An 18,160-nucleotide genomic window follows, 5' to 3' on the forward strand; every position below is an offset into this window, starting at 1 on the left:
AGGTGCACATCCCCGCGGGAAGCGCCCGGCACTGGTAGTCTTCTACGGACTGTAGAATTGCGATATGAGCGCCGCACCGATCCCGAACGATCCCTGGGCGGCCGAGGCCGAGCGGACTCGGAATGCCCCAGGGTTCCGACGCCCCGAGTTCGGGCCCGTTCCCAAGGCGTCGATCTACCTGCTGGGCGCCCTGGCGGCCTCCCGGGCGGTCGGACTCGTGCTCGTCGCCGAGGCCGTGGCCCGCGGTGTCGGGGCGCTCGCGGGCGTCGGGCTCACCGCGGACGCGACCCGGATCATCCTGCTGTGCGGTCTGCTCGGCGTGTTTCTGCGCGCGGGCGGCGAATGGGCGGCATCCGTCGTCGCACGGCGCGTCGCGACCGACGTCAAGCGCGACCTGCGCAGCCGGCTGTGGCGGCGCATCGCGCAGGGCGAGGGTGCGGGCGGCGGCACGGCCGTGCTCGCCGCCGACGGACTCGACGACCTGGACGACTACTACGTGCAGACCCTGCCCGCGCTGATCAGCGCGGCCGTGGTGCCGCTGGTCGTCGGGGTCAGGATCCTCGGCGCCGACTGGCTGAGCGCACTCATCATCGTGCTCACGATCCCGCTGGTACCGCTGTTCATGATCCTGATCGGCAAGCACACCCAGCAGCGCACCGATGAGGCACTGACGGCCCTGACGCGGCTCGCCGACCACCTCACCGAACTCGCCCGCGGGCTGCCGGTGCTCGTCGGCCTCGGTCGGGTCGAAGAGCAGACCCGTGCGCTGGACGGCATCCAGCGCCGCTACCGCGCCCGCACCGAGGAGACGCTGCGCTGGGCGTTCCTCTCCTCGCTCGCACTGGAGCTCATCGCCACCATCTCCGTCGCCCTCGTCGCGGTCGTGCTGGGCCTGCGGCTGCTCGACCGCAGCATGACGCTGGAGCCGGCGCTGATCGCGCTGATCCTCGCCCCCGAGTGCTTCCAGGCGCTGCGCGACGTCGGATCGGCGTTTCACGCTTCGCAGGACGGGCTGTCCGCCCTCGACCGGGCCAAGGCGCTGCTCGCGAAGCCGTCACCTCGCGACGTGCGCATCGGGAAACGGGGCGCGGTCGCCGTCGGGAACCTGACCGTGCGGTACGCCGGGCGCGCGTACGCGACGCTGACGGATCTGTCCGCCGACCTGCACGGCATCACCGCGATCACCGGCCCCAGCGGTGCGGGCAAGTCGACGCTGCTGGCCGCGCTCGCGGGCGTGCTGCCGGCGGATGCCGAAGTGAGCGGCACCATCCGGGGAGCGGATGCCGTAGCCTGGGCGCCGCAGGCGCCGCGTGCGTTCGCGAAGACACCGCGCGAGGAGATCGCGCTGTACGGCGGGGGCGAGGAAGCCCTTGCCGAGCTGGGCCTGGCCGCCGTCGCCGATGCGTCGGTCGCCGAGCTGAGCCCCGGAGAGCTGCGGCGCCTTGCGGTCGCACGCGCGCTGGCTCGGGTGGATGCCGGGGCGACGCTGCTCGTGCTCGACGAGCCGACCGCGCACCTCGACCCGGCGGCCGCGCAGCTGGTGCGCGATGCCGTGCTGCGCCGCGCCGCCGCGTGCACCGTCGTGCTCGCCAGCCACGAGGCCGAGACTCTCGCGCTGGCCGAGCGCCGGATCGCTGTGCAAACAGCATCCGCGCCGTCGCAGCTGAAGGACGATTCGGCTTCTGAAGGAGTATCCGCCTCCAGGCGTCCTTCAGAAGTGCAGGCGTCCTTCGAAAGCGAGCCTGGCCAGTCGGCATCCGGGCGGCGGCTCACCCTGTTCTCGCTGCTGCGCCCGCACGCCTGGCTGTGGGCGGGGTCCATCGGGCTGGGAGCGCTCGCCGCGGGTCTGGCTGCCGCGCTCACCGCCGTCTCCGGGTGGCTCATCGTGCGCGCAGGCGTCGAGGAGCACATCATGTACCTGCTCGTGGCGATCGTGGGCGTGCGCGCCTTCGGTGTCGGGCGCGCCGCCGGCCGCTACGCCGAGCGGCTGGTCACCCACCGGGCGGCGTTCCAGGTGGTCGATGATCTGCGCCTGCGCCTGTGGCGTGCCATCGCCCAGCGAGGGGCGGGATCGCGCAGGCTGCTCGAGGGCGGAGCGCCGCTGGACTACCTCGTGACCCTCGCTGACGACCTGAGAGACCAGTTGCCTCGCCTCGTGCCGCCCGTCGGCGCCGGCGTGCTCGTGACCGCGGCGACCATCACGACCACCGCGGCCGTCACACCGCACCTGACCCTGCTCGTCGCGACCGTGCTGATCGTCGCCGTCGCCCTCGCGATGCTGCTCGCCATCCGCGGCGAACGCGGTGCCGGTCAGCAGCGCATCGCCGCGCGCTCGGCGATCGTGCGCGGCACCGCGGCCCTCGCATCCGCCTCCGACGACCTGCGCGGCAACGGCGCCACGGACGGCGCGTTGCGCCAGCTCGACGTGCAGTCCGGCGCGCTGGCGGCGGCTGAGCGGCGCGCCGCATGGTCGGCCGGGCTCGGCGCAGCCGTCATCACCGCCGCGACGACCCTGCTCGCCTTTCTTGCGCCGCTGCTCTCCGCCGGCACGCCCCCCGCCCTGGTCTCCGTGATCGCTCTGCTCGCGCTCGCCGTGGCCGAGCCGCTCGCCGACCTCGTGTCGGCGGCGCAGCGGATGCCGGCGGTGCGCGCGCTGCTCGAGCGGCTCGACCCGATCCTGCAGCCCGCCCCCGTCGCGGAGTGGGGGGCGCAGCATCCCGAGACGACTCGTCGCCTCGCGCTGGATGACCTCAGGATCCACTACCCCGGAGCCGAGCATCCGGCCGTCGCTGGCGTCTCCGGCTCGGTCCAGCGCGGTCGCTGGCTGGTGCTGGACGGGCCGTCGGGATCCGGCAAGTCCACGCTGCTGTCGGCGGTGATGGGGGCGCTTCCGCCGGCATCCGGAGCGGTGCTGGCGGACGACCTGCCGCTCACCGCGCTCGATGAGGACGCCTGGCGGGGCCGTGTCGCGTGGTGCCCTCAGGATGCCTACGTCTTCGACTCGACGCTGCGCGGGAACCTGCTGCTCGCCCGCGCTCGCGACGACGCGCCCGACGATCAGGACATGCGGGATGCCCTGAGCCGCGTCGGACTCAGCTCCCTTCTGGGCTCGCTCGCAGCTGGTCTGGACACCCGGGTCGGCGCCGGCGGCTCGGCGCTGTCGGGTGGGGAGCGCCAGCGCCTGGCCGTGGCGCGCGCTCTTCTCACCCGGTCGGACGTGATCCTGCTCGATGAGCCCACCGCGCACCTGGACGAGCCGACCGCGGCGGCGATGATGGCCGACGTCCGGGGCGCGACGGCGGATCGGATCGTGCTGCTCGTCTCGCACCGCGTGGCCGACCGACACGGCGACGACGAGATCGTGCGGCTGAGTGATGGCATCCTGGCCGCGGCGACCTGACTACGACGCTGAATGCGCGGGTCAGGCCGCGAGCCGGCGGAACCGGTCGCTCACGCGCGTGGACCCGGACATCGGCTGATCGGTCACGGCGCCGGAGACGCCTGCGGCGCCGACCTGCAGGATCGCACGGGCGAGCACCTCATCGCGCACTTCACGGCGGGCGTGGTCGTCCGCGAGCATCTCCACGAGCGCGGCGACCTCGACCTCGGCGCGAGCGGCGATCGGAAACCACGGCAGCGCCGACCGCCAGGCCCGGAACGCCAGCAGCAGCAGATCGTGCCGCTGCTCGACGTGCGCGCGCTCGTGCGCGATCACCGCGACGAGTTCGTCGGCGTCCAGCCGGTCGAGAAGCCCCTGCGAGAGCACGGTGACCGACCGCGCGCCGTTCGGCAGGCAGTACGCCACCGGCACCGCGTCATCCAGCACCCTGGTGCGCGCGCGGGTGGGATGCGGTGAGGTGAGCATCTCCAGAAGCGCGAGGTGCCTGTGACGCAGCCGCGTGACATGCACGATCGTGACGGCCAGATGAGCGAGCAGATACAGTGTGAACGCCAGTGCAGGGATCAGCGCGAGCCACGGATGCTCGGGCAGCGCGGCGTACCCGGCCAGCGCGAGGGCGCCGATCATAGACAGGCCGCCGGCCAGTCCGATGGCCTGCCACAGCAGCAGCGCCAGCACCGGCATCCGCATCGGCCAGCTCGCCCGCGAGAGGATCACTGGTGCCGGCCAGGCCAGCGCCAGCGCGAGCGCGCCCAGCAGCGCAGCGGCCGCGATCAGCACGCCGTGCGGGATCACCAGTGCGCCCGCCAGCGTGGCGTCGGCGTGTGTGAACCCGATCATCCGCGAGGACTCAGCTCGAGCGTCCGAGCAGCTGGCGCAGGATCGCGGCATCCTCCGCGGACACCCCGCCCACGAACCGCTCCAGCACGGCGGTCCGGTCGCCGGCGTCGCCCAGCACGGAGTGCATGAGCTCGGCGACGTGATCGGCGCGCGAGGCGATCGCGGTGTAGTGGTGCGGGCGCGAAGAGCGGTCCGAGCTGACGAAGCCCTTCTTCTCCAGGCGCGAGAGCACCGTCAGCAGCGTGGTCGCGGCGAGCGTGCGTCCGTCGGATTCGAGTCGGTGCTGCACGTCATAGGCGCTCAGCGAGCCGTCGGCATCCCACAGCGCATCCATGACCGCGCGTTCCAGTTCTCCGAGCGTTCCCACGATGGCCTCCTCCGACGCGGCATCCTGCGCACCGCAACCATGATTCTACCAGCTGTCGAAATTGTTCTATGCTGTGTCGAAGTAGTTCTACGTGCCGTAGAATTGAGACGTGCCGGCGTGACCCGCCGACCGCAGCCCGCATCCAGAAGGAGATCTCGCGTGGACCCGCTCGACATCGCTCGATGGCAGTTCGGCATCGTGACCGTCTACCACTTCCTGATGGTTCCGCTCACCCTGGGGCTGGGCATGATGGTCGCCATCATGCAGACCCGGTGGGTGCGCTCCGGGGACGAGAAGTTCCTGAGGATGACGAAGTTCTGGGGCAAGGTCTACCTGATCAACTTCATCATCGGCGTCGCCACCGGGCTCGTGCAGGAGTTCCAGTTCGGCATGGCCTGGAGCGAGTACTCGCGGTTCGTCGGCGACGTGTTCGGCGCACCGCTGGCGATGGAGGGCCTGCTGGCGTTCTTCGTCGAATCGACCTTCCTCGGCATCTGGATCTTCGGCTGGGGGCGCCTGCGCAAGGGGCTGCACCTGGCCGCGCTCTGGTGCGCGGTGATCGGCTCCTGGATCTCGGCGTTCTTCATCATCGCGGCGAACTCCTGGATGCAGCATCCGGTGGGCGTCGAACTGGGCGCCGACGGCCGGCCGGTGATGACCGACGTGTGGGCCGTGCTCACCAACAGCACGGCGCTTGCCGCCTACACGCACACGATCCTCGGCGCGCTGGTCGTGGCGGGCATGTTCCTGATCGGCATCTCCTGGTACCACCTCTGGCGTCGCCGCCACGACGGCATCGACACGGCCGACGAGACCGGGCACGTGATCATCGGGCAGACGGATGCCGCTCCTGGCCGCGACCGCGCCGACCACGGCGTGTGGCTCTGGTCGCTGCGCGTGGGCGCGGTGGTCGCCGTACTGGGCTTCCTCGGCACCGTGGCCACCGGCGACATCCAGGGCAAGCTGATGTACGAGCAGCAGCCGATGAAGATGGCCGCCGCCGAGGCCGCCTGTCACACCGGCTCGTCGTTCTCGGTGCTGTCGCTGGGCGACCCCGGATCGACCGACTGCGGCGACGTCGTCACGCTCATCGAGGTTCCCGGCGCGCTCGGCTTCCTCGGCACGGGGGAGTGGGGCGCCGACATGCCCGGCATCCGCGACCTGGAGCCGCGCTACGTCGACCAGTACGGTGCGACCATCCCCGACGACGCGCTGTACGGCGCGCACGCCGGTACCGAGGTGAACTACGTGCCCCTGATGTGGGTGACGTACTGGGGCTTCCGCCTGATGATCGGCCTGGGCGCGGTCGTCGCCTTCGGCGCGGTGGTGGCCGTGTGGCTGACACGCAAGGGCACCGTGCCGCGGTCGCCGTGGATCATGCGGCTCGCTCTGCTCGGCATCGTCGCGCCGTTCGCGGCGAACATCGCCGGGTGGATCTTCACCGAACTGGGCAGGCAGCCCTTCGTCGTGGCGCCCAACCCCGACCCGACCGGCGTCGACGGCGTGTTCATGTTCACCGCCGCCGCGGTCTCGCCCGGAGTGACCGCGGGCGAGATGCTGTTCTCGGTGATCACGCTCGCCGCCGTGTACGGCGTCATGCTCGTGATCGAGGGCTACCTGATGGTGAAGTACGTGCGCGGCGGCGTCGCCGCCGCCATGCCCGAGCTCGCATCCGCGGCATCCGATTCCGGTGGCGACGGCTCCGGCGACGGCGACGGACGAGACGCCGACCGACAGGGCGACGTGCTCGCCTTCGCCTACTGACCGGCTGAGAGGAACAAGGAAATGGAACCGCTCCCCGTCGTCTGGTTCACGGCGATCGCCGTGCTGTGGACCGGCTACCTGCTGCTGGAGGGCTTCGACCTCGGCGTCGGCATGCACATGCTCTTCTCCACGCGCTCCGAGCGCGACCGCCGGGTGATGCTCAACACGATCGGCCCCGTCTGGGACGGCAACGAGGTGTGGCTGATCACCGCGGGAGCCGCGATGTTCGCAGCCTTCCCCGCCTGGTACGCCTCGCTGTTCTCGACGCTGTACGTGCCGCTGACCATCACCCTCGTGGGGCTGATCGTGCGCGCGGTGGGCATCGAGTACCGCGGCAAGATCCACACCGGGCGCTGGCGCACGTTCTGGACCCGGATGATCGGGCTGGGCTCGCTCATCGTGGCGTTCTGCGTCGGCGCGGCACTCGCCCTGACGACCACCGGACTGCCGATCGACGCGAACGGCGACCGCGTGGGCGGCCCCTTCGTCTGGCTCACCCCGCCCGCCGTGCTCGGCGGACTCGCTGTGGTCGGATTCGCGCTCGCGCACGCCGCCACCTTCCTCGGTCTGAAGGCCGACGGGCCCGTGCGTGAGCGCGCCGGCCGGTTCGCCGCGCGCTGGGCGCCGCTGTGCCTGGTGCCGGCGGCGATCTGGGCGATCCTGGTGCAGTTCGCGCACGGCGGCAGCGTGCTCTCCTGGGCGCTCATCGCGCTCGCCGTGGTGGCCGCCGGGTTCGGCTGGACTGCCGCGCGCCGTCGCAGCGAGGGCTTCGCGTTCATCGGCTACGCCGGGTTCGGCGTGTTCGGTGCGGGTGCGATCTTCGCCGGCCTGTTCCCGCTGGTGCTCCCGTCGACGGTGGATGCCGCGTTCGACCTGACGATCTGGAACGCCGCCAACGGCGCGTACACCCTGGGCGTCATGACCGTGGTCGCCGCGGTCTCGCTGCCGGTGATCGTGCTGTACCAGGCATGGAGCTACTGGATCTTCCGCAAGCGGGTGACCCCAGGGATGATCCCCGAGGTGCACATCGTGCTGCCGGCGGTGCTGCGCGCTCGCTGAGTCGCACGCGCTGAGTCGCGCTCGCTGAGTCGCACGCGCTGAGTCGCGCTCGCTGAGTCGCGCCCGAGAGGCGCCGCACCGTGAGGCGCTACCGGGCCTCACCGCAGCGCGAAGCCGCCGTCGCTGCTGAGCACCTGCCCGACCACCCACGAGCCGGCGTCCGTGCACAGCCAGCCGATCAGGCGGGCCGGATCCTCGGGCCGCCCGAACCTGCCGAAGGGAGTGGATGCCAGGAACTCCGGCACCCAGCTCAGGTCGCGGTCGGTCGTGGCGGGATCCAGGTACCCGGTGTCCACCGGACCGGGGTTCACGGTGTTGAGCACGACCCCGGCATCCAGCAGCTCGGCGGCGACGGTCTTCGTGACACCGGCCAGTGCGGCCTTGCTGGCGGCGTAGGCGACCTCGCCGCGCATCGGCCCATCCAGCTGGCCCGAGGTCATCCAGATCACGTGCCCGGTGGGCTTCTCGAACGGCCGCGACGACGCGCCGCGATCGCCGGGACGCGCCGCTTCCGCGGCGTCAGGCCCGCCGAGTCGAGCGCGGGTACGGCGCGCGAACTCCGCGGTCAGCAGCAGCGTGGCTCGCGCGTTCGCCTGCCAGTGCGCGTCCAGGCCATCGGCGGCCATGTCGAAGATGCTGCCGTCGGAGCCGCTCAGCGCCTGGTTGCACACGAGGATGTCGAGCTGCCCGGTGAGTGCCGAGGCCGCGTCGATGAGCGGTCCGATCGTGCTGGCATCACGCAGATCGGCGTGCAGATCGCCCTGCTGCGCGCCGGGGACGAGGGCATCCCGGACGCCCTGGCGCACGGCGTCGAGATCATCGCCTCCCCACGGCTGGTCCAGGTCGTGCGGGCGGTAGTGGTGGATGAAGACGCCGGCTCCGAGAGAGGCGAGCGTCGTCGCGACGGCGAAGCCGATTCCCGCGCGGCGCGAGACGCCGGTGACGAGCGCGGTCCTTCCGGACAGGGACAGGTGCATGATGAGTCCTTCGATCTGAGGATGCCGCGGAGTGCGGCGGATGATTGCGACGGGCTCACCTGCATGGCATGCCTGACACGATAGCAACGTCGGTCGCTCGGGCATCGTGGGGACCGCTACCGGAACACGGCGCCGGGGTCAACGCCCTGTGCATCTCTCGCCGAACGACGCAGATTGGGCGCATGTGGACTCTGCTGATCGTACTGCTGGTCATCTGGCTCGGCTTCTCGGTGCTGGGCTTCGTCGTCAAGGGCCTGCTGTGGCTCGCCATCGTGGGGATCATCCTCTTCCTCGCGACGCTCGTGTTCGGCTTCATCCGCAACGGGCGCTCCCGCACCTGACCCGTTCTGCGGACCGTCGGGCTAGTCTGGCCGCATGATCTACGAGCACCTCGGGGCTCGGCCCCGCATCCACGACACCGCCGTCGTGGCCCCGACCGCAGTCATCTCCGGCGACGTGGAGATCGGGCCGAACTGCCAGGTGCTGCATGGCGCGGTGATCACGGCCGAGGGCGGGCCCATCGTGCTCGGCGAGCACGTGATCGTGATGGAGAACGCGCTCATCCGTGCGACGGCGGCGGACGCCGTGCGCGTCGGCCACCACTCGCTGCTGGGGACGCTGTCGTCCGTGGCCGGGGCGAGCATCGGGGAGGAGTCGTTCCTGGCATCCGGTGCCCGCGTCTTCAACGGCGCACGCGTCGGCGCGCGCTGCGAGGTCCGGGTCAACGCGATCGTGCATCGGCGCTGCATCCTGCCGGCCGACAGCGTGGTCCCGATCGGCTGGATCGCGGTGGGCGAGCCGGCCCGGGTGCTCTCACCCGACCACGACGAGGAGATCGCGGCACTGCAGCCCGAGCTCGACTTCCCCGGCTACGTGTTCGGGGTCGACCGAGACACCCCCGACCTGATGGTGCAGCTCACCGAGCGCTACGCCAGCTCGCTGGCCCGTCACGCCGACGACCGCCGGCTCTGAGGACGACCGTCCGCTCTGAGAAGGGCGCGGGTCAGATCACGCCCTGCGCGAGCATCGCGTCGGCCACGCGCTCGAAGCCGGCGATGTTCGCACCCGCGACGTAGTCGCCGGGAGTGCCGTAGCGCTCGGCGGCGCGGAACGACGCGTCGTGGATGTCGGACATGATGTCGCGCAGCTTCTGCTCGCTGTTCGCGAAGTTCCAGCGCTGACGCGATGCGTTCTGGCTCATCTCCAGCGCCGACGTCGCGACGCCGCCGGCGTTCGCGGCCTTACCCGGGGCGAAGAGCACCTCGGAGTCCTGGAACGCCCCGACGGCCTCGGGGGTGGAGGGCATGTTGGCGCCCTCGGCGACCGCGCGCACGCCGTTCGCGATCAGCATCCGCGCCGAGTCGAGATCGAGCTCGTTCTGCGTGGCCGACGGCACGGCGATGTCGACCGGAACCTCCCAGACGTTGCCGCCCTCGATGAACCGCGCACCCGGGCGGCGGTTCGCGTACTCCACGATGCGGCCGCGCTCGACCTCCTTGATCTGGCGCAGCAGGCCCAGGTCGATGCCGGCGTCGTCGACCACGTAACCGGAGGAATCGGATGCCGTGACCGCGCGCGCGCCGAGCTGCGTGGCCTTCTCGATGGCGTAGATCGCGACGTTGCCGGAGCCCGACACCGCGACCCTCTTGCCCTCCAGGCTCTCGCCGTGCACGGCGAGCATCGACTGCACGAAGAACACCGCACCGTAGCCGGTGGCCTCGGTGCGCACCTGCGCGCCGCCCCAGCCGATCCCCTTGCCGGTGAGGATGCCGGACTCGTGGCGGTTCGTGATCTTGCGGTACATGCCGAACATGTAGCCGATCTCGCGGCCGCCCACGCCGATGTCGCCGGCCGGAACGTCGGTGTGCTCGCCGATGTGGCGGAACAGCTCGTTCATGAACGACTGGCAGAAGCGCATGACCTCGGCCTCGCTCCTGCCGTGCGGGTCGAAGTTGGAGCCGCCCTTGCCGCCGCCGATGCCCTGGCCGGTGAGCGCGTTCTTGAAGATCTGCTCGAAACCGAGGAACTTGATGATCGAGATGTTCACCGACGGGTGGAAGCGCAGACCGCCCTTGTACGGGCCGAGCGCCGAGTTGTACTGCACGCGGTAGCCGCGGTTGACGCGCAGCTTGCCGGAGTCGTCGATCCACGGCACCCGGAAGATCACCTGACGCTCGGGCTCGACGAGCCGCTCGAGGATGCCGTTGTCGACGTACTCGGGGTGACGCTCCAGCACTGGGCCGATCGAGTGCAGCACCTCGTGCACCGCCTGGTGGAACTCCGGCTCGTTCGGGTTGAGCGTGCGCACGGTGTCGAAGATCGGCTGTGCGGCGGTGCTGAGCGGATGGAAGTCGGCAGTGGTATCGGTCACGCGGGAAGCTTTCTCGGAGTGTGAATGGGATGCGAGCGATCGTGTCGCAGGATGCTTCGCCGGATCAGGCTGAGTTTTCACCTTACAACGATCGGTAGGGACCCCTAGCAATCGTGTCGACAGGCCCTGCGGACCCGGCCTCACCCGGTGTTCTGCAGACCTGCGGCGACGCCGCTGACCGAGAGCAGCAGCAACCGCTGCAGGTCGGCGTCCGGCATCGGCTCCGTGGTCGCGGTCGTGCGCAGCGCCCGCAGGGCGCGCAGCTGCAGCAGGGAGAGCGCGTCCACGTACGGAGTGCGCAGCTGCACCGCGCGCTGCAGGATCGGCTTGTTCTGCAGCAGGGCGTCGCCGCCGGTGAGACGGATCACCCACTCGCGGGTCAGCCGCAGCTCGTCCAGCACGATGTCCGCGAGGTCGTCGCGGTCGCCCAGCTGCAGGTACTCGCGGGCGATGCGCTCGTCGGTCTTCGCCAGGCTCATCGCGACGTTGTCGACCATGGTGTGCAGCAGCGGCCATTCGCGGTACGCCTCGCGCAGGGCATCCTCATCGCCGACGGCCTGCAGCGCCGAGCCCAGGCCGAACCAGCCGGCCAGGTTGATGCGGGCCTGGGTCCACGCGAACACCCACGGGATCGCGCGCAGATCCTCCAGCGACTCCACCGACAGGCCGCGCCGCGCCGGGCGGGAGCCCAGCGCCAGCAGGCCGATCTCCTCCATCGGGGTGACCGTCGCGAACCACGGGGCGAAGCCGTCGGCCGCCACCAGCGAGAAGAACCTCTCGCGCGATGCGGTGTCCATGGTCGCCGCGATCGGCGCGAAGCGCTCGGCGGCGCCGCTGGTGCGCTGCTCGACCGTGGGAGAGGACGCCAGCAGCGTGGCGGCCGCCACCTGGTCGATGTGCCGCATCGCGATGGCGGGCTCGCCGTAGCGGGCGAAGATCACCTCGCCCTGCTCGGTGAGCTTGAAGCGGCCGTCGACGGAGTGCGGCGGCTGGGCGAGGATCGCCGAGTTGGCCGGGCCGCCGCCGCGGCCGAGGGCGCCGCCGCGGCCGTGGAAGAGGGTGAGGCGGATGCCGGCATCCAGCGCCCACTGCGCGATGTCGCGCTGTGCGTCGTACAGGGCCAGCGTCGCCGCGACAGGGCCGACGTCCTTCGACGAGTCGGAGTAGCCGAGCATGACCTCGAGCCGGTTGCCGGTCGCCTCCAGGCGGGAGCGGAACTCGGGGAACTGCACGACCTCGGCCATGATCCCCGGTGCCGCCTGCAGATCGGCGAAGGTCTCGAACAGCGGCACGACGTCCAGCACCGGCGCGTCATCGCCCAGGGCGTACGCGGCCAGGCGATGCACGTTCTGCAGGTCGGCGGCAGAGCGGGTGAACGAGACCACGTAGCGTCCTGCGGCACGAAGGCCGTAGCGACGCTGGATGTCGGCCACGGCGCGGAAGACCTCAAGCACCTCCTGAGTGCGCTCGCTGAGCTCGCCGCCGGCGTCCAACTCGGCGAGAGCCTCGGCGTGCACCTGCGAGTGCTGGCGCACCTCGAGCTCGGCGAGGTGGAACCCGTAGGTCTCCACCTGCCAGATCAGGTGCTGCACGCCGCCGAACGCGTGCCGCGCGGCCCCGGCATCCGCCAGCGACGACTGCACCGCGCGCAGGTCGGTCAACAGCTCCTCGGGAGCCGCGTAGGCATCTTGCTCACCGAGCCGGGTCGCGCGCACCCGGTGCGCGAGCGACAGCACCGCGCGGCGGTGCGGCTCCGCGGGGGAGCGCTTGGCGATCTCTGCGGCAAGCTGCGGCTGCGACCGCTCGAAGCGCGTCCACAGCGCGATCACCTCGGTGCTGGGCGGTGTGACCTCCGCATCGAGCGTGAGCGTACGGCCGATCCGCTCGATGGCGCGCTCCAGCCCGCGCAGCACGTGGTCGGCGGCGATCTCGGCGGCCTCGCGGGTGACGGACGCGGTGACGAACGGGTTGCCGTCGCGGTCCCCGCCCACCCACGATCCCACTCTCACGAATGCCGGGACGAGGGGGGCGCCGTTGCCCGACTCCTCGCCACGGAGCGCGTCGTCGATCCGCCGGTACACGTGCGGGACGGTGGTGAACAGGGTCTCGTCGAACACGCCCATCACCGTGCGCACCTCATCGGTGGGCGAGGGCTTCTGCGCTCGCAGCGGGGCGGTGCGCCAGAGCGTGTCGATCTCCTCCAGCATCCGCCGATGAGCGCGCTTCTGCTCGGCCCCTCCCGTGCTGGCGGCGTCATGCTGGGTCAGCAGGTCGGACAGGCGGCGGATGCTGCCGGACACGGCCCGTCGGCGAGCCTCGGTGGGGTGCGCCGTGAACACGGGGTGGAAGCGCAGGTCGGCCAGCCGCTCGTGCGCCTCGTCATCGCCCAGTTCGCGGCGCAGCTGCGCGAACGCTCCGGCCACGGTGTCGCCGGCGTCCTCCCGACCGGGCTGGCCGGCGCGCTCGCGCAGCACGCGGACGCGCTGGTGCTCCTCGGCGAGGTTGACCAGGTGGAAGTAGCAGGTGAAGGCGCGCGCCACCTCGTCGGCGCGCTCGATCGTGAAGGAGTCGGCGATGGATGCCGCCCGCTCGAACGCATCGTCATCGGCCTCGGCAGCCTGGATGGTCGCCAGGCGCAGCCGCTCCACGTCCTCGAACAGCCCGGGACTGCCGGATTCGCGCAGCACCTGGCCGAGCAGGCCGCCCAGCATGCGCACGTCTGCGCGCATGCTGTCCGGAATGCCGTTGGAGGCCTCGAAACGGGTGATGACGCGGATGGCTTCGGTGTTCGTCGGCTCGAGGGGCATTCTTCGAGCGTAACGCCGGCGACCGCGGCATCCGTTCTTCGTGACAGGCGATCGGATGCCGTCTCCGGGGGCCGCGGAGCCCGACGACCTACGATGGAGGGGATGCGCATCTCGGCAAACCCCCTTCGTGGTCAGCAGTTCCCCTCCGCCCTCCTTCTGGCCGCTGCGGCCCTCGGGCTGCTGCTGGCCAATCTGTCCACCCACGACGGGATCGCCGCGGTGCTGGAGGCGCACATCGCGATCCCCGGCACTGCCCTCGACCTGTCGGTCGAGGAATGGGTGGCCGACGGACTCCTGGCGATCTTCTTCCTGGTCGTCGCGATCGAGCTGAGGCATGAGCTCACCCACGGCGAGCTGAACTCGGTGCACAAGGCCGTGCAGCCCGCGATCGCCGCCGCCGGTGGCGTCATCGTGCCGATCATCGTCTACCTGCTCATCGCCGGCGGCGGTGAGACGCATGTCGGCTGGCCGATTCCCACGGCGACCGACATCGCCTTCGCGCTGGGCGTGCTGGCCATGTTCGGCAAGGGGCTGCCGGCGGCTGTGCGCGTGTTCCTGCTCGCCCTCGCGATCCTCGACGACATCATCGGCATCATCTTCATCGCCGTCCTGTTCGCCCACGACGTGAACTGGCTGATGTTCGGGCTCTCGGTGGTCGCCGTCGCCGTGTTCTGGGCGCTCAGCCACTGGCTGCACGCCACGGGGCACTCCGGCATCGCCGTGACCATGGGCGTGGTCGGCGTGATCGCCTGGGGCCTCATGGCGGTCTCCGGCATCCACGCGACGATCGCCGGCGTGCTGCTCGGACTCGTGATGGCACCCGTCCCCGCGGAGCGGGTGCGGCATGCGCTGGAGCCGACGGTGAACGGCCTGATCCTGCCGGTGTTCGCGTTCGTGGCCGCCTTCGTCGTGATCCCGCACGTGTCGCCCACGCAGCTGTCGCCCGCGTTCTGGGGCATCCTCGTCGCCCTGCCCGTCGGCAAGGTCATTGGCATCACGCTGTTCGGCTGGCTGAGCCTTCAGCTGCGCCCGCGCGGAACGGCGCCCGCTCTCGTGCTTCCCGATCTGATCGCCGCCGGCGTGCTCGGCGGCATCGGGTTCACGGTCTCGCTGCTGCTGGCCAACCTCGCGTTCGCCGGGGACGGCGCCGTGCGCGACGAGGCGATCCTGGGGGTGCTCGGCGGATCGCTGATCGCCCTGGTGCTCTCGGGTGCGGTCGTGTCGGTGCGCGCACGGCACTACCGGATGCTGGCGAAGACCGCCTGAGGAGGATGTCGTGACCGACCCTGATCCGCTGCGCGACGTGCCTGATTCGTTGCGCGCCGCGGCGGAGACCATGCGACAGGTGCGGGAGCGCTGCGTGTGGTCGCAGCGGATCACGCACCGGGACCTCGTGCCGTACCTGATCGAGGAGTCGCACGAGGTGATCGACGCCGTCGAGTCCGGCGATCGTGCCGAGCTGCGCGAGGAACTGGGAGATCTGCTCTGGCAGGTGCTGTTCCACTCCGCCGTCGCCGCGCAGGACGCCGACGACCCGTTCGACATCGACGACGTGGCCCGCGGCCTCACCGAGAAGATGGTGCGCCGGCATCCGCACGTCTTCGGGGATGCTGTCGCGACCACGCCCGAACAGGTGCTCGTGCACTGGAACGCGGCCAAGGCCGCGGAGAAGCGGGAGCGCCGCAGCGTGCTGGACGGGGTACCCGCCGGCATGCCGGCGCTGGCCCGCGCGCAGAAGGTGCTCGGGCGGGCGCCACATGCTCTCGGTGACACCTGGGGCCCTGAGCCCGTCGAAGGGTCGACCGTCGCATCCGAGTCCGAACTCGGCGATGCCCTCCTCGCCCTCGTCGACCGGGCCCGCCAGAACGGCTGGGACGCAGAGCGCGCCCTGCGCGAGCGCCTCCGCCTGCTCGAGGACCAGGTGCGCGCCGCCGAGGCCGGCTGAGGCGATCATCCGACTTCGAATCGCTCAAGTTGCTGTATCGGGCGCCGAAATGCAGCAACTTGAGCGATTCGAAACCGCTCAGCGGTGAGTCGGTGCCCAGTACCGGCGCATTCCATTGTGGGAGTCCTGATAGATCCCGCCGTTCCGCTCGATCATTCGTGCCGAGGGGATATTGTCCTCATCGCAGGTGATCAGGCACGCGCCCCAGTCCGATCGCGGAGGCCTCGACCAGCGCATCGGCCAGTGCTCGGCCAGCGAGGCCTTCCCCGCGTCGCGAAGGGCGGATCGAGTAGCCGATGTGCCCGCCGGTTTCGAGGAGCGCGGCGTTCAGACTGCGTCGGAGGGCGAGGAACCCGACCCACGCGCCGTCGTCATCGAGAACCCAGAACCACGAGCTCTTGATCCTTCCCGGGTGGGACGGAAGAGACTCGTCGGCCTCCTCGGCGAGCATCGCGAGCCAGGTCGAGTAGCCGTCCCGGGTGAGCACGGGGATCCGTGGTTCCCGGTTGCCGTGGAATCCGGAGCCCACGAGCTCGGTCGACTCCGGGCCGCCGTAGTCCTCGACGAGCTGGACCCATTCGGCGAAGCGATCGGCGGAGGGAACAGTCAGCGGCACGGCCGATCCTCTCGGTCTGTGGTGCGCCAGTACTGCGTCCCGGCGGCATCGCGATCCAGGATGCCGTGGTCGACGAGCATCCGGCGCAGGAGGGCGACATCCGCGGTGAGCGCCTCGAGCCTCGCCCCCAGCTCCGGCTCGCTGAGCGTCTCGTCCGCGCCGATCACCCGAGGTACGAGGAATCGCAGGAAGGGGTCCCGCTCGCCGTGCTGTGACGGGTAGCGATCGATGCGCCCCGCGGCGGTGAGGAACCGCTCGGGCCCATCTTTCGGTCGGCGCTTCGCGCCCTGCTGCAGAAGTGAGCGGAGGTGCGCCTCGTCGACGGTCCAGCCGCCCGTGGTCCCCGTGATCAGCCCGGCGGAGGCCAGCTGCTCCAGTGCACGATCCTCGCGCCGCGCCGGAGAATCGGATGCTGTGCCCAGCACGACTCGCGCGAACGCCTCCCGTGCGGCAGGGTTCGCAAGCGCCGCGAGGATCGGGCGAACGTCCTTCTCGGGCATGTCCTTCACTATGCCAGCCGAGACCTGACCGAAACTCCGCGGTGCACGCTGCGACCTGGAAAGATGGACGGGTGGCAAACGTGAACCCGCCGCGCGGAATGCGCGACTTCCTCCCCGCTGACAAGGCCCGACGCGAGCGCGTGCTCGCCGTCATCCGCGAGCGCTACCGCGCGCACGGCTTCGACGAGATCGAGACCCCCGTGGTCGAGGAGTACGACCGGCTGCATGCCGGCATCGGCGGCGACAACGAGAAGCTGTCGTACAACATCCTGCGCCGGGGGCTCGACGCCGATGCGATCCGCGAGGCCGCCGACGACCCGGCGGCGCTCAGCGACCTGGGTCTGCGTTACGACCTGACCGTTCCGCTCGCGCGCTTCTACGCCACCAACCGGGGTCAGCTGCCCACGGTGTTCCGCTCGATCCAGATCGGTCCCGTCTGGCGCGCCGAGCGCCCGCAGAAGGGCCGCTACCGCCAGTTCGTGCAGTGCGACATCGACATCATGGGCGACGACAGCGCCCGCGCCGAGGCCGAGCTGATCGTGGCATCCCTCGACGCCATCGACGCGCTCGGGCTCGAGGGCGGCATGGTGCGGGTCAACGACCGGCGCGCACTGGAGTGGATGCTCGACTCCTTCGGCTTCACGGCGGACGAGCGCCCCGGGGTGCTCATCACGATCGACAAGCTCGACAAGATCGGGCCCGACGGCGTGGCCGCCGAACTGCGCGAGCGCGGTGCGACCGCATCCGCGGTCGACGCCTTCGCAGCGTTCCTCAATCGTCCGCAGACCCTCGAGTACAACCCCTACGGCGAGCGACAGATCCGCAAGGCGCTGCCTGAAGGAGCGCCCGACGAGCTGGTCGCGCACCTGGTCGGCCTCGGTGAGGCCGTGGTCGCCGCCCTCCCGGATGCCGGGGAGCCGCCGCTCGTCTACGACCCGTTCCTGGTGCGCGGCATGGGCTACTACACCGGCACGATCTTCGAACTCGCGCACCCCTCGGTGAGCTATTCGCTGGGCGGTGGCGGGCGCTACGACGGCATGATCGGCCGGTTCCTCGGCCAGCAGGTGCCCGCGGTCGGCTTCTCGATCGGCTTCGAGCGCATCGTCGACCTGGTCGCCGAGCAGGAGGCGGATGCCGCGCAGTCGATCGTGCTCGTGCACGACCGCGACGTGCCGGTGCCCGAGCTGCTCGCGCACAAGGCCGCCCTGGTGGCGAACGGTGCCCGGGTGCGCCTGGAGCGTCGCCCGAAGAACCTGAAGGCGCTGCTGGAGCGCTCCGCCGCTGACGGCTACACGTCCTTCGCGATGGTGCGCCTCGGCGATCAGCCGGGCACGGCGGAGCTGAAGCCCCTCGGCTGAGCAGCATCCGCGGTTCGCCGGGTTGCATTCCGGGGGCCGACACGCCAGTTGTCGGACGGATTCGCGGAAGACGCCCGTGATCTGGCGTGTTGGCCCCCGATCTGTGCCACCGGGCTGACGTCAACTCGAACTTGACACCCGTATCGCGTCAAGCAT

At 70.8% G+C, this 18,160-nt stretch carries 15 protein-coding genes; 8 read left to right on the plus strand and 7 right to left on the minus strand.

Translation table 11 applies throughout. From position 1 onward, the window contains the following. Positions 1 to 64 precede the first annotated feature (64 nt). A complete protein-coding gene (gene cydC, locus Q9R19_RS02915) occupies positions 65 to 3,400 on the plus strand; it encodes a thiol reductant ABC exporter subunit CydC (protein ID WP_311254845.1) in 3,336 nt (1,111 codons plus the stop codon). Positions 3,401 to 3,421: 21 nt separating this feature from the next. Here cydC and Q9R19_RS02920 read toward each other — a convergent pair whose 3' ends face one another. Continuing rightward, positions 3,422 to 4,240 carry a M56 family metallopeptidase gene (locus Q9R19_RS02920; RefSeq protein WP_311254846.1) on the minus strand — a complete coding sequence of 273 codons (819 nt, stop codon included), beginning with the start codon at positions 4,238 to 4,240 and terminating at the stop codon, positions 3,422 to 3,424. A gap of 10 nt (positions 4,241 to 4,250) precedes the next feature. Then, positions 4,251 to 4,607, minus strand: coding sequence for a BlaI/MecI/CopY family transcriptional regulator (locus Q9R19_RS02925; RefSeq protein ID WP_311254847.1), 357 nt, complete (start codon positions 4,605 to 4,607; stop codon positions 4,251 to 4,253). A 159-nt stretch (positions 4,608 to 4,766) separates the two neighbouring features. On the opposite strand from Q9R19_RS02925, the gene Q9R19_RS02930 reads away from it, so the two are divergent. Together Q9R19_RS02930 and cydB are read left to right on the plus strand one after the other, a co-directional pair. Then, positions 4,767 to 6,371, plus strand: a complete 1,605-nt coding sequence (locus tag Q9R19_RS02930; RefSeq protein ID WP_311254848.1) for a cytochrome ubiquinol oxidase subunit I — start codon at positions 4,767 to 4,769, stop codon at positions 6,369 to 6,371. 21 nt (positions 6,372 to 6,392) lie between these two features. Further along, complete coding sequence (gene cydB, locus Q9R19_RS02935) at positions 6,393 to 7,430, plus strand: cytochrome d ubiquinol oxidase subunit II (protein ID WP_311254849.1); 1,038 nt, start codon at positions 6,393 to 6,395, stop codon at positions 7,428 to 7,430. Positions 7,431 to 7,528: 98 nt separating this feature from the next. Here cydB and Q9R19_RS02940 read toward each other — a convergent pair whose 3' ends face one another. After that, positions 7,529 to 8,407, minus strand: coding sequence for an SDR family oxidoreductase (locus Q9R19_RS02940; RefSeq protein ID WP_311254850.1), 879 nt, complete (start codon positions 8,405 to 8,407; stop codon positions 7,529 to 7,531). Positions 8,408 to 8,589: 182 nt separating this feature from the next. Here Q9R19_RS02940 and Q9R19_RS02945 point away from each other — a divergent pair, with 182 nt between their 5' ends. Both Q9R19_RS02945 and Q9R19_RS02950 read left to right on the plus strand, forming a co-directional pair. After that, complete coding sequence (locus Q9R19_RS02945; protein WP_311254851.1) at positions 8,590 to 8,748, plus strand: hypothetical protein; 159 nt, start codon at positions 8,590 to 8,592, stop codon at positions 8,746 to 8,748. 34 nt (positions 8,749 to 8,782) lie between these two features. Next, the gene (locus Q9R19_RS02950) at positions 8,783 to 9,379 is read left to right on the plus strand and encodes a gamma carbonic anhydrase family protein (RefSeq protein ID WP_311254852.1); all 597 of its coding nucleotides are present in this window, start codon (positions 8,783 to 8,785) and stop codon (positions 9,377 to 9,379) included. A gap of 31 nt (positions 9,380 to 9,410) precedes the next feature. Here the strand turns inward: Q9R19_RS02950 and gdhA are convergent, their stop codons facing one another. Both gdhA and Q9R19_RS02960 read right to left on the minus strand, forming a co-directional pair. Then, positions 9,411 to 10,778, minus strand: a complete 1,368-nt coding sequence (gene gdhA / locus Q9R19_RS02955; RefSeq protein ID WP_396653439.1) for an NADP-specific glutamate dehydrogenase — start codon at positions 10,776 to 10,778, stop codon at positions 9,411 to 9,413. 140 nt (positions 10,779 to 10,918) lie between these two features. Further along, positions 10,919 to 13,585, minus strand: coding sequence for a phosphoenolpyruvate carboxylase (locus tag Q9R19_RS02960; RefSeq protein WP_311254853.1), 2,667 nt, complete (start codon positions 13,583 to 13,585; stop codon positions 10,919 to 10,921). Between the two features lie 102 nt (positions 13,586 to 13,687). Between Q9R19_RS02960 and Q9R19_RS02965 the strand changes: the two genes are divergently transcribed. Both Q9R19_RS02965 and Q9R19_RS02970 read left to right on the plus strand, forming a co-directional pair. Beyond that, on the plus strand, positions 13,688 to 14,851 hold the full coding sequence (locus Q9R19_RS02965) for a Na+/H+ antiporter NhaA (RefSeq protein WP_311254854.1): 1,164 nt from the start codon (positions 13,688 to 13,690) through the stop codon (positions 14,849 to 14,851). Between the two features lie 70 nt (positions 14,852 to 14,921). Then, a complete protein-coding gene (locus Q9R19_RS02970) occupies positions 14,922 to 15,530 on the plus strand; it encodes a MazG nucleotide pyrophosphohydrolase domain-containing protein (RefSeq protein ID WP_311255855.1) in 609 nt (202 codons plus the stop codon). Between the two features lie 178 nt (positions 15,531 to 15,708). Here Q9R19_RS02970 and Q9R19_RS02975 read toward each other — a convergent pair whose 3' ends face one another. Together Q9R19_RS02975 and Q9R19_RS02980 are read right to left on the minus strand one after the other, a co-directional pair. After that, positions 15,709 to 16,146: a hypothetical protein gene (locus Q9R19_RS02975; RefSeq protein ID WP_311254855.1), complete on the minus strand. Its 438-nt coding sequence runs from the start codon at positions 16,144 to 16,146 to the stop codon at positions 15,709 to 15,711. Beyond that, positions 16,137 to 16,646 carry a DUF2087 domain-containing protein gene (locus Q9R19_RS02980; protein ID WP_311254856.1) on the minus strand — a complete coding sequence of 170 codons (510 nt, stop codon included), beginning with the start codon at positions 16,644 to 16,646 and terminating at the stop codon, positions 16,137 to 16,139. The genes Q9R19_RS02975 and Q9R19_RS02980 overlap by 10 nt, the downstream gene beginning before the upstream one ends. A gap of 98 nt (positions 16,647 to 16,744) precedes the next feature. On the opposite strand from Q9R19_RS02980, the gene hisS reads away from it, so the two are divergent. Continuing rightward, positions 16,745 to 18,004, plus strand: coding sequence for a histidine--tRNA ligase (gene hisS / locus Q9R19_RS02985; protein WP_311255856.1), 1,260 nt, complete (start codon positions 16,745 to 16,747; stop codon positions 18,002 to 18,004). Positions 18,005 to 18,160 lie beyond the last annotated feature (156 nt).

The organism is Microbacterium sp. ARD32 (genome assembly GCF_031844385.1).
In the GTDB taxonomy this organism is placed as follows: Bacteria; Actinomycetota; Actinomycetes; order Actinomycetales; family Microbacteriaceae; genus Microbacterium.

Excerpts from the sequence above, each read along its gene's own strand:
- cydB (WP_311254849.1), top strand. The coding sequence starts at position 6,393 with ATGGAACCGCTCCCCGTCGTCTGGTTCACGGCGATCGCCGTGCTGTGG.
- Q9R19_RS02970 (WP_311255855.1), top strand. The coding sequence starts at position 14,922 with ATGCGACAGGTGCGGGAGCGCTGCGTGTGGTCGCAGCGGATCACGCAC.
- Q9R19_RS02940 (WP_311254850.1), bottom strand. The coding sequence starts at position 8,407 with ATGCACCTGTCCCTGTCCGGAAGGACCGCGCTCGTCACCGGCGTCTCG.
- Q9R19_RS02920 (WP_311254846.1), bottom strand. The coding sequence starts at position 4,240 with ATGATCGGGTTCACACACGCCGACGCCACGCTGGCGGGCGCACTGGTG.
- Q9R19_RS02980 (WP_311254856.1), bottom strand. The coding sequence starts at position 16,646 with ATGCCCGAGAAGGACGTTCGCCCGATCCTCGCGGCGCTTGCGAACCCT.
- hisS (WP_311255856.1), top strand. The coding sequence starts at position 16,745 with ATGCGCGACTTCCTCCCCGCTGACAAGGCCCGACGCGAGCGCGTGCTC.
- Q9R19_RS02945 (WP_311254851.1), top strand. The coding sequence starts at position 8,590 with ATGTGGACTCTGCTGATCGTACTGCTGGTCATCTGGCTCGGCTTCTCG.
- Q9R19_RS02950 (WP_311254852.1), top strand. The coding sequence starts at position 8,783 with ATGATCTACGAGCACCTCGGGGCTCGGCCCCGCATCCACGACACCGCC.
- cydC (WP_311254845.1), top strand. The coding sequence starts at position 65 with ATGAGCGCCGCACCGATCCCGAACGATCCCTGGGCGGCCGAGGCCGAG.
- Q9R19_RS02960 (WP_311254853.1), bottom strand. The coding sequence starts at position 13,585 with ATGCCCCTCGAGCCGACGAACACCGAAGCCATCCGCGTCATCACCCGT.
- Q9R19_RS02965 (WP_311254854.1), top strand. The coding sequence starts at position 13,688 with ATGCGCATCTCGGCAAACCCCCTTCGTGGTCAGCAGTTCCCCTCCGCC.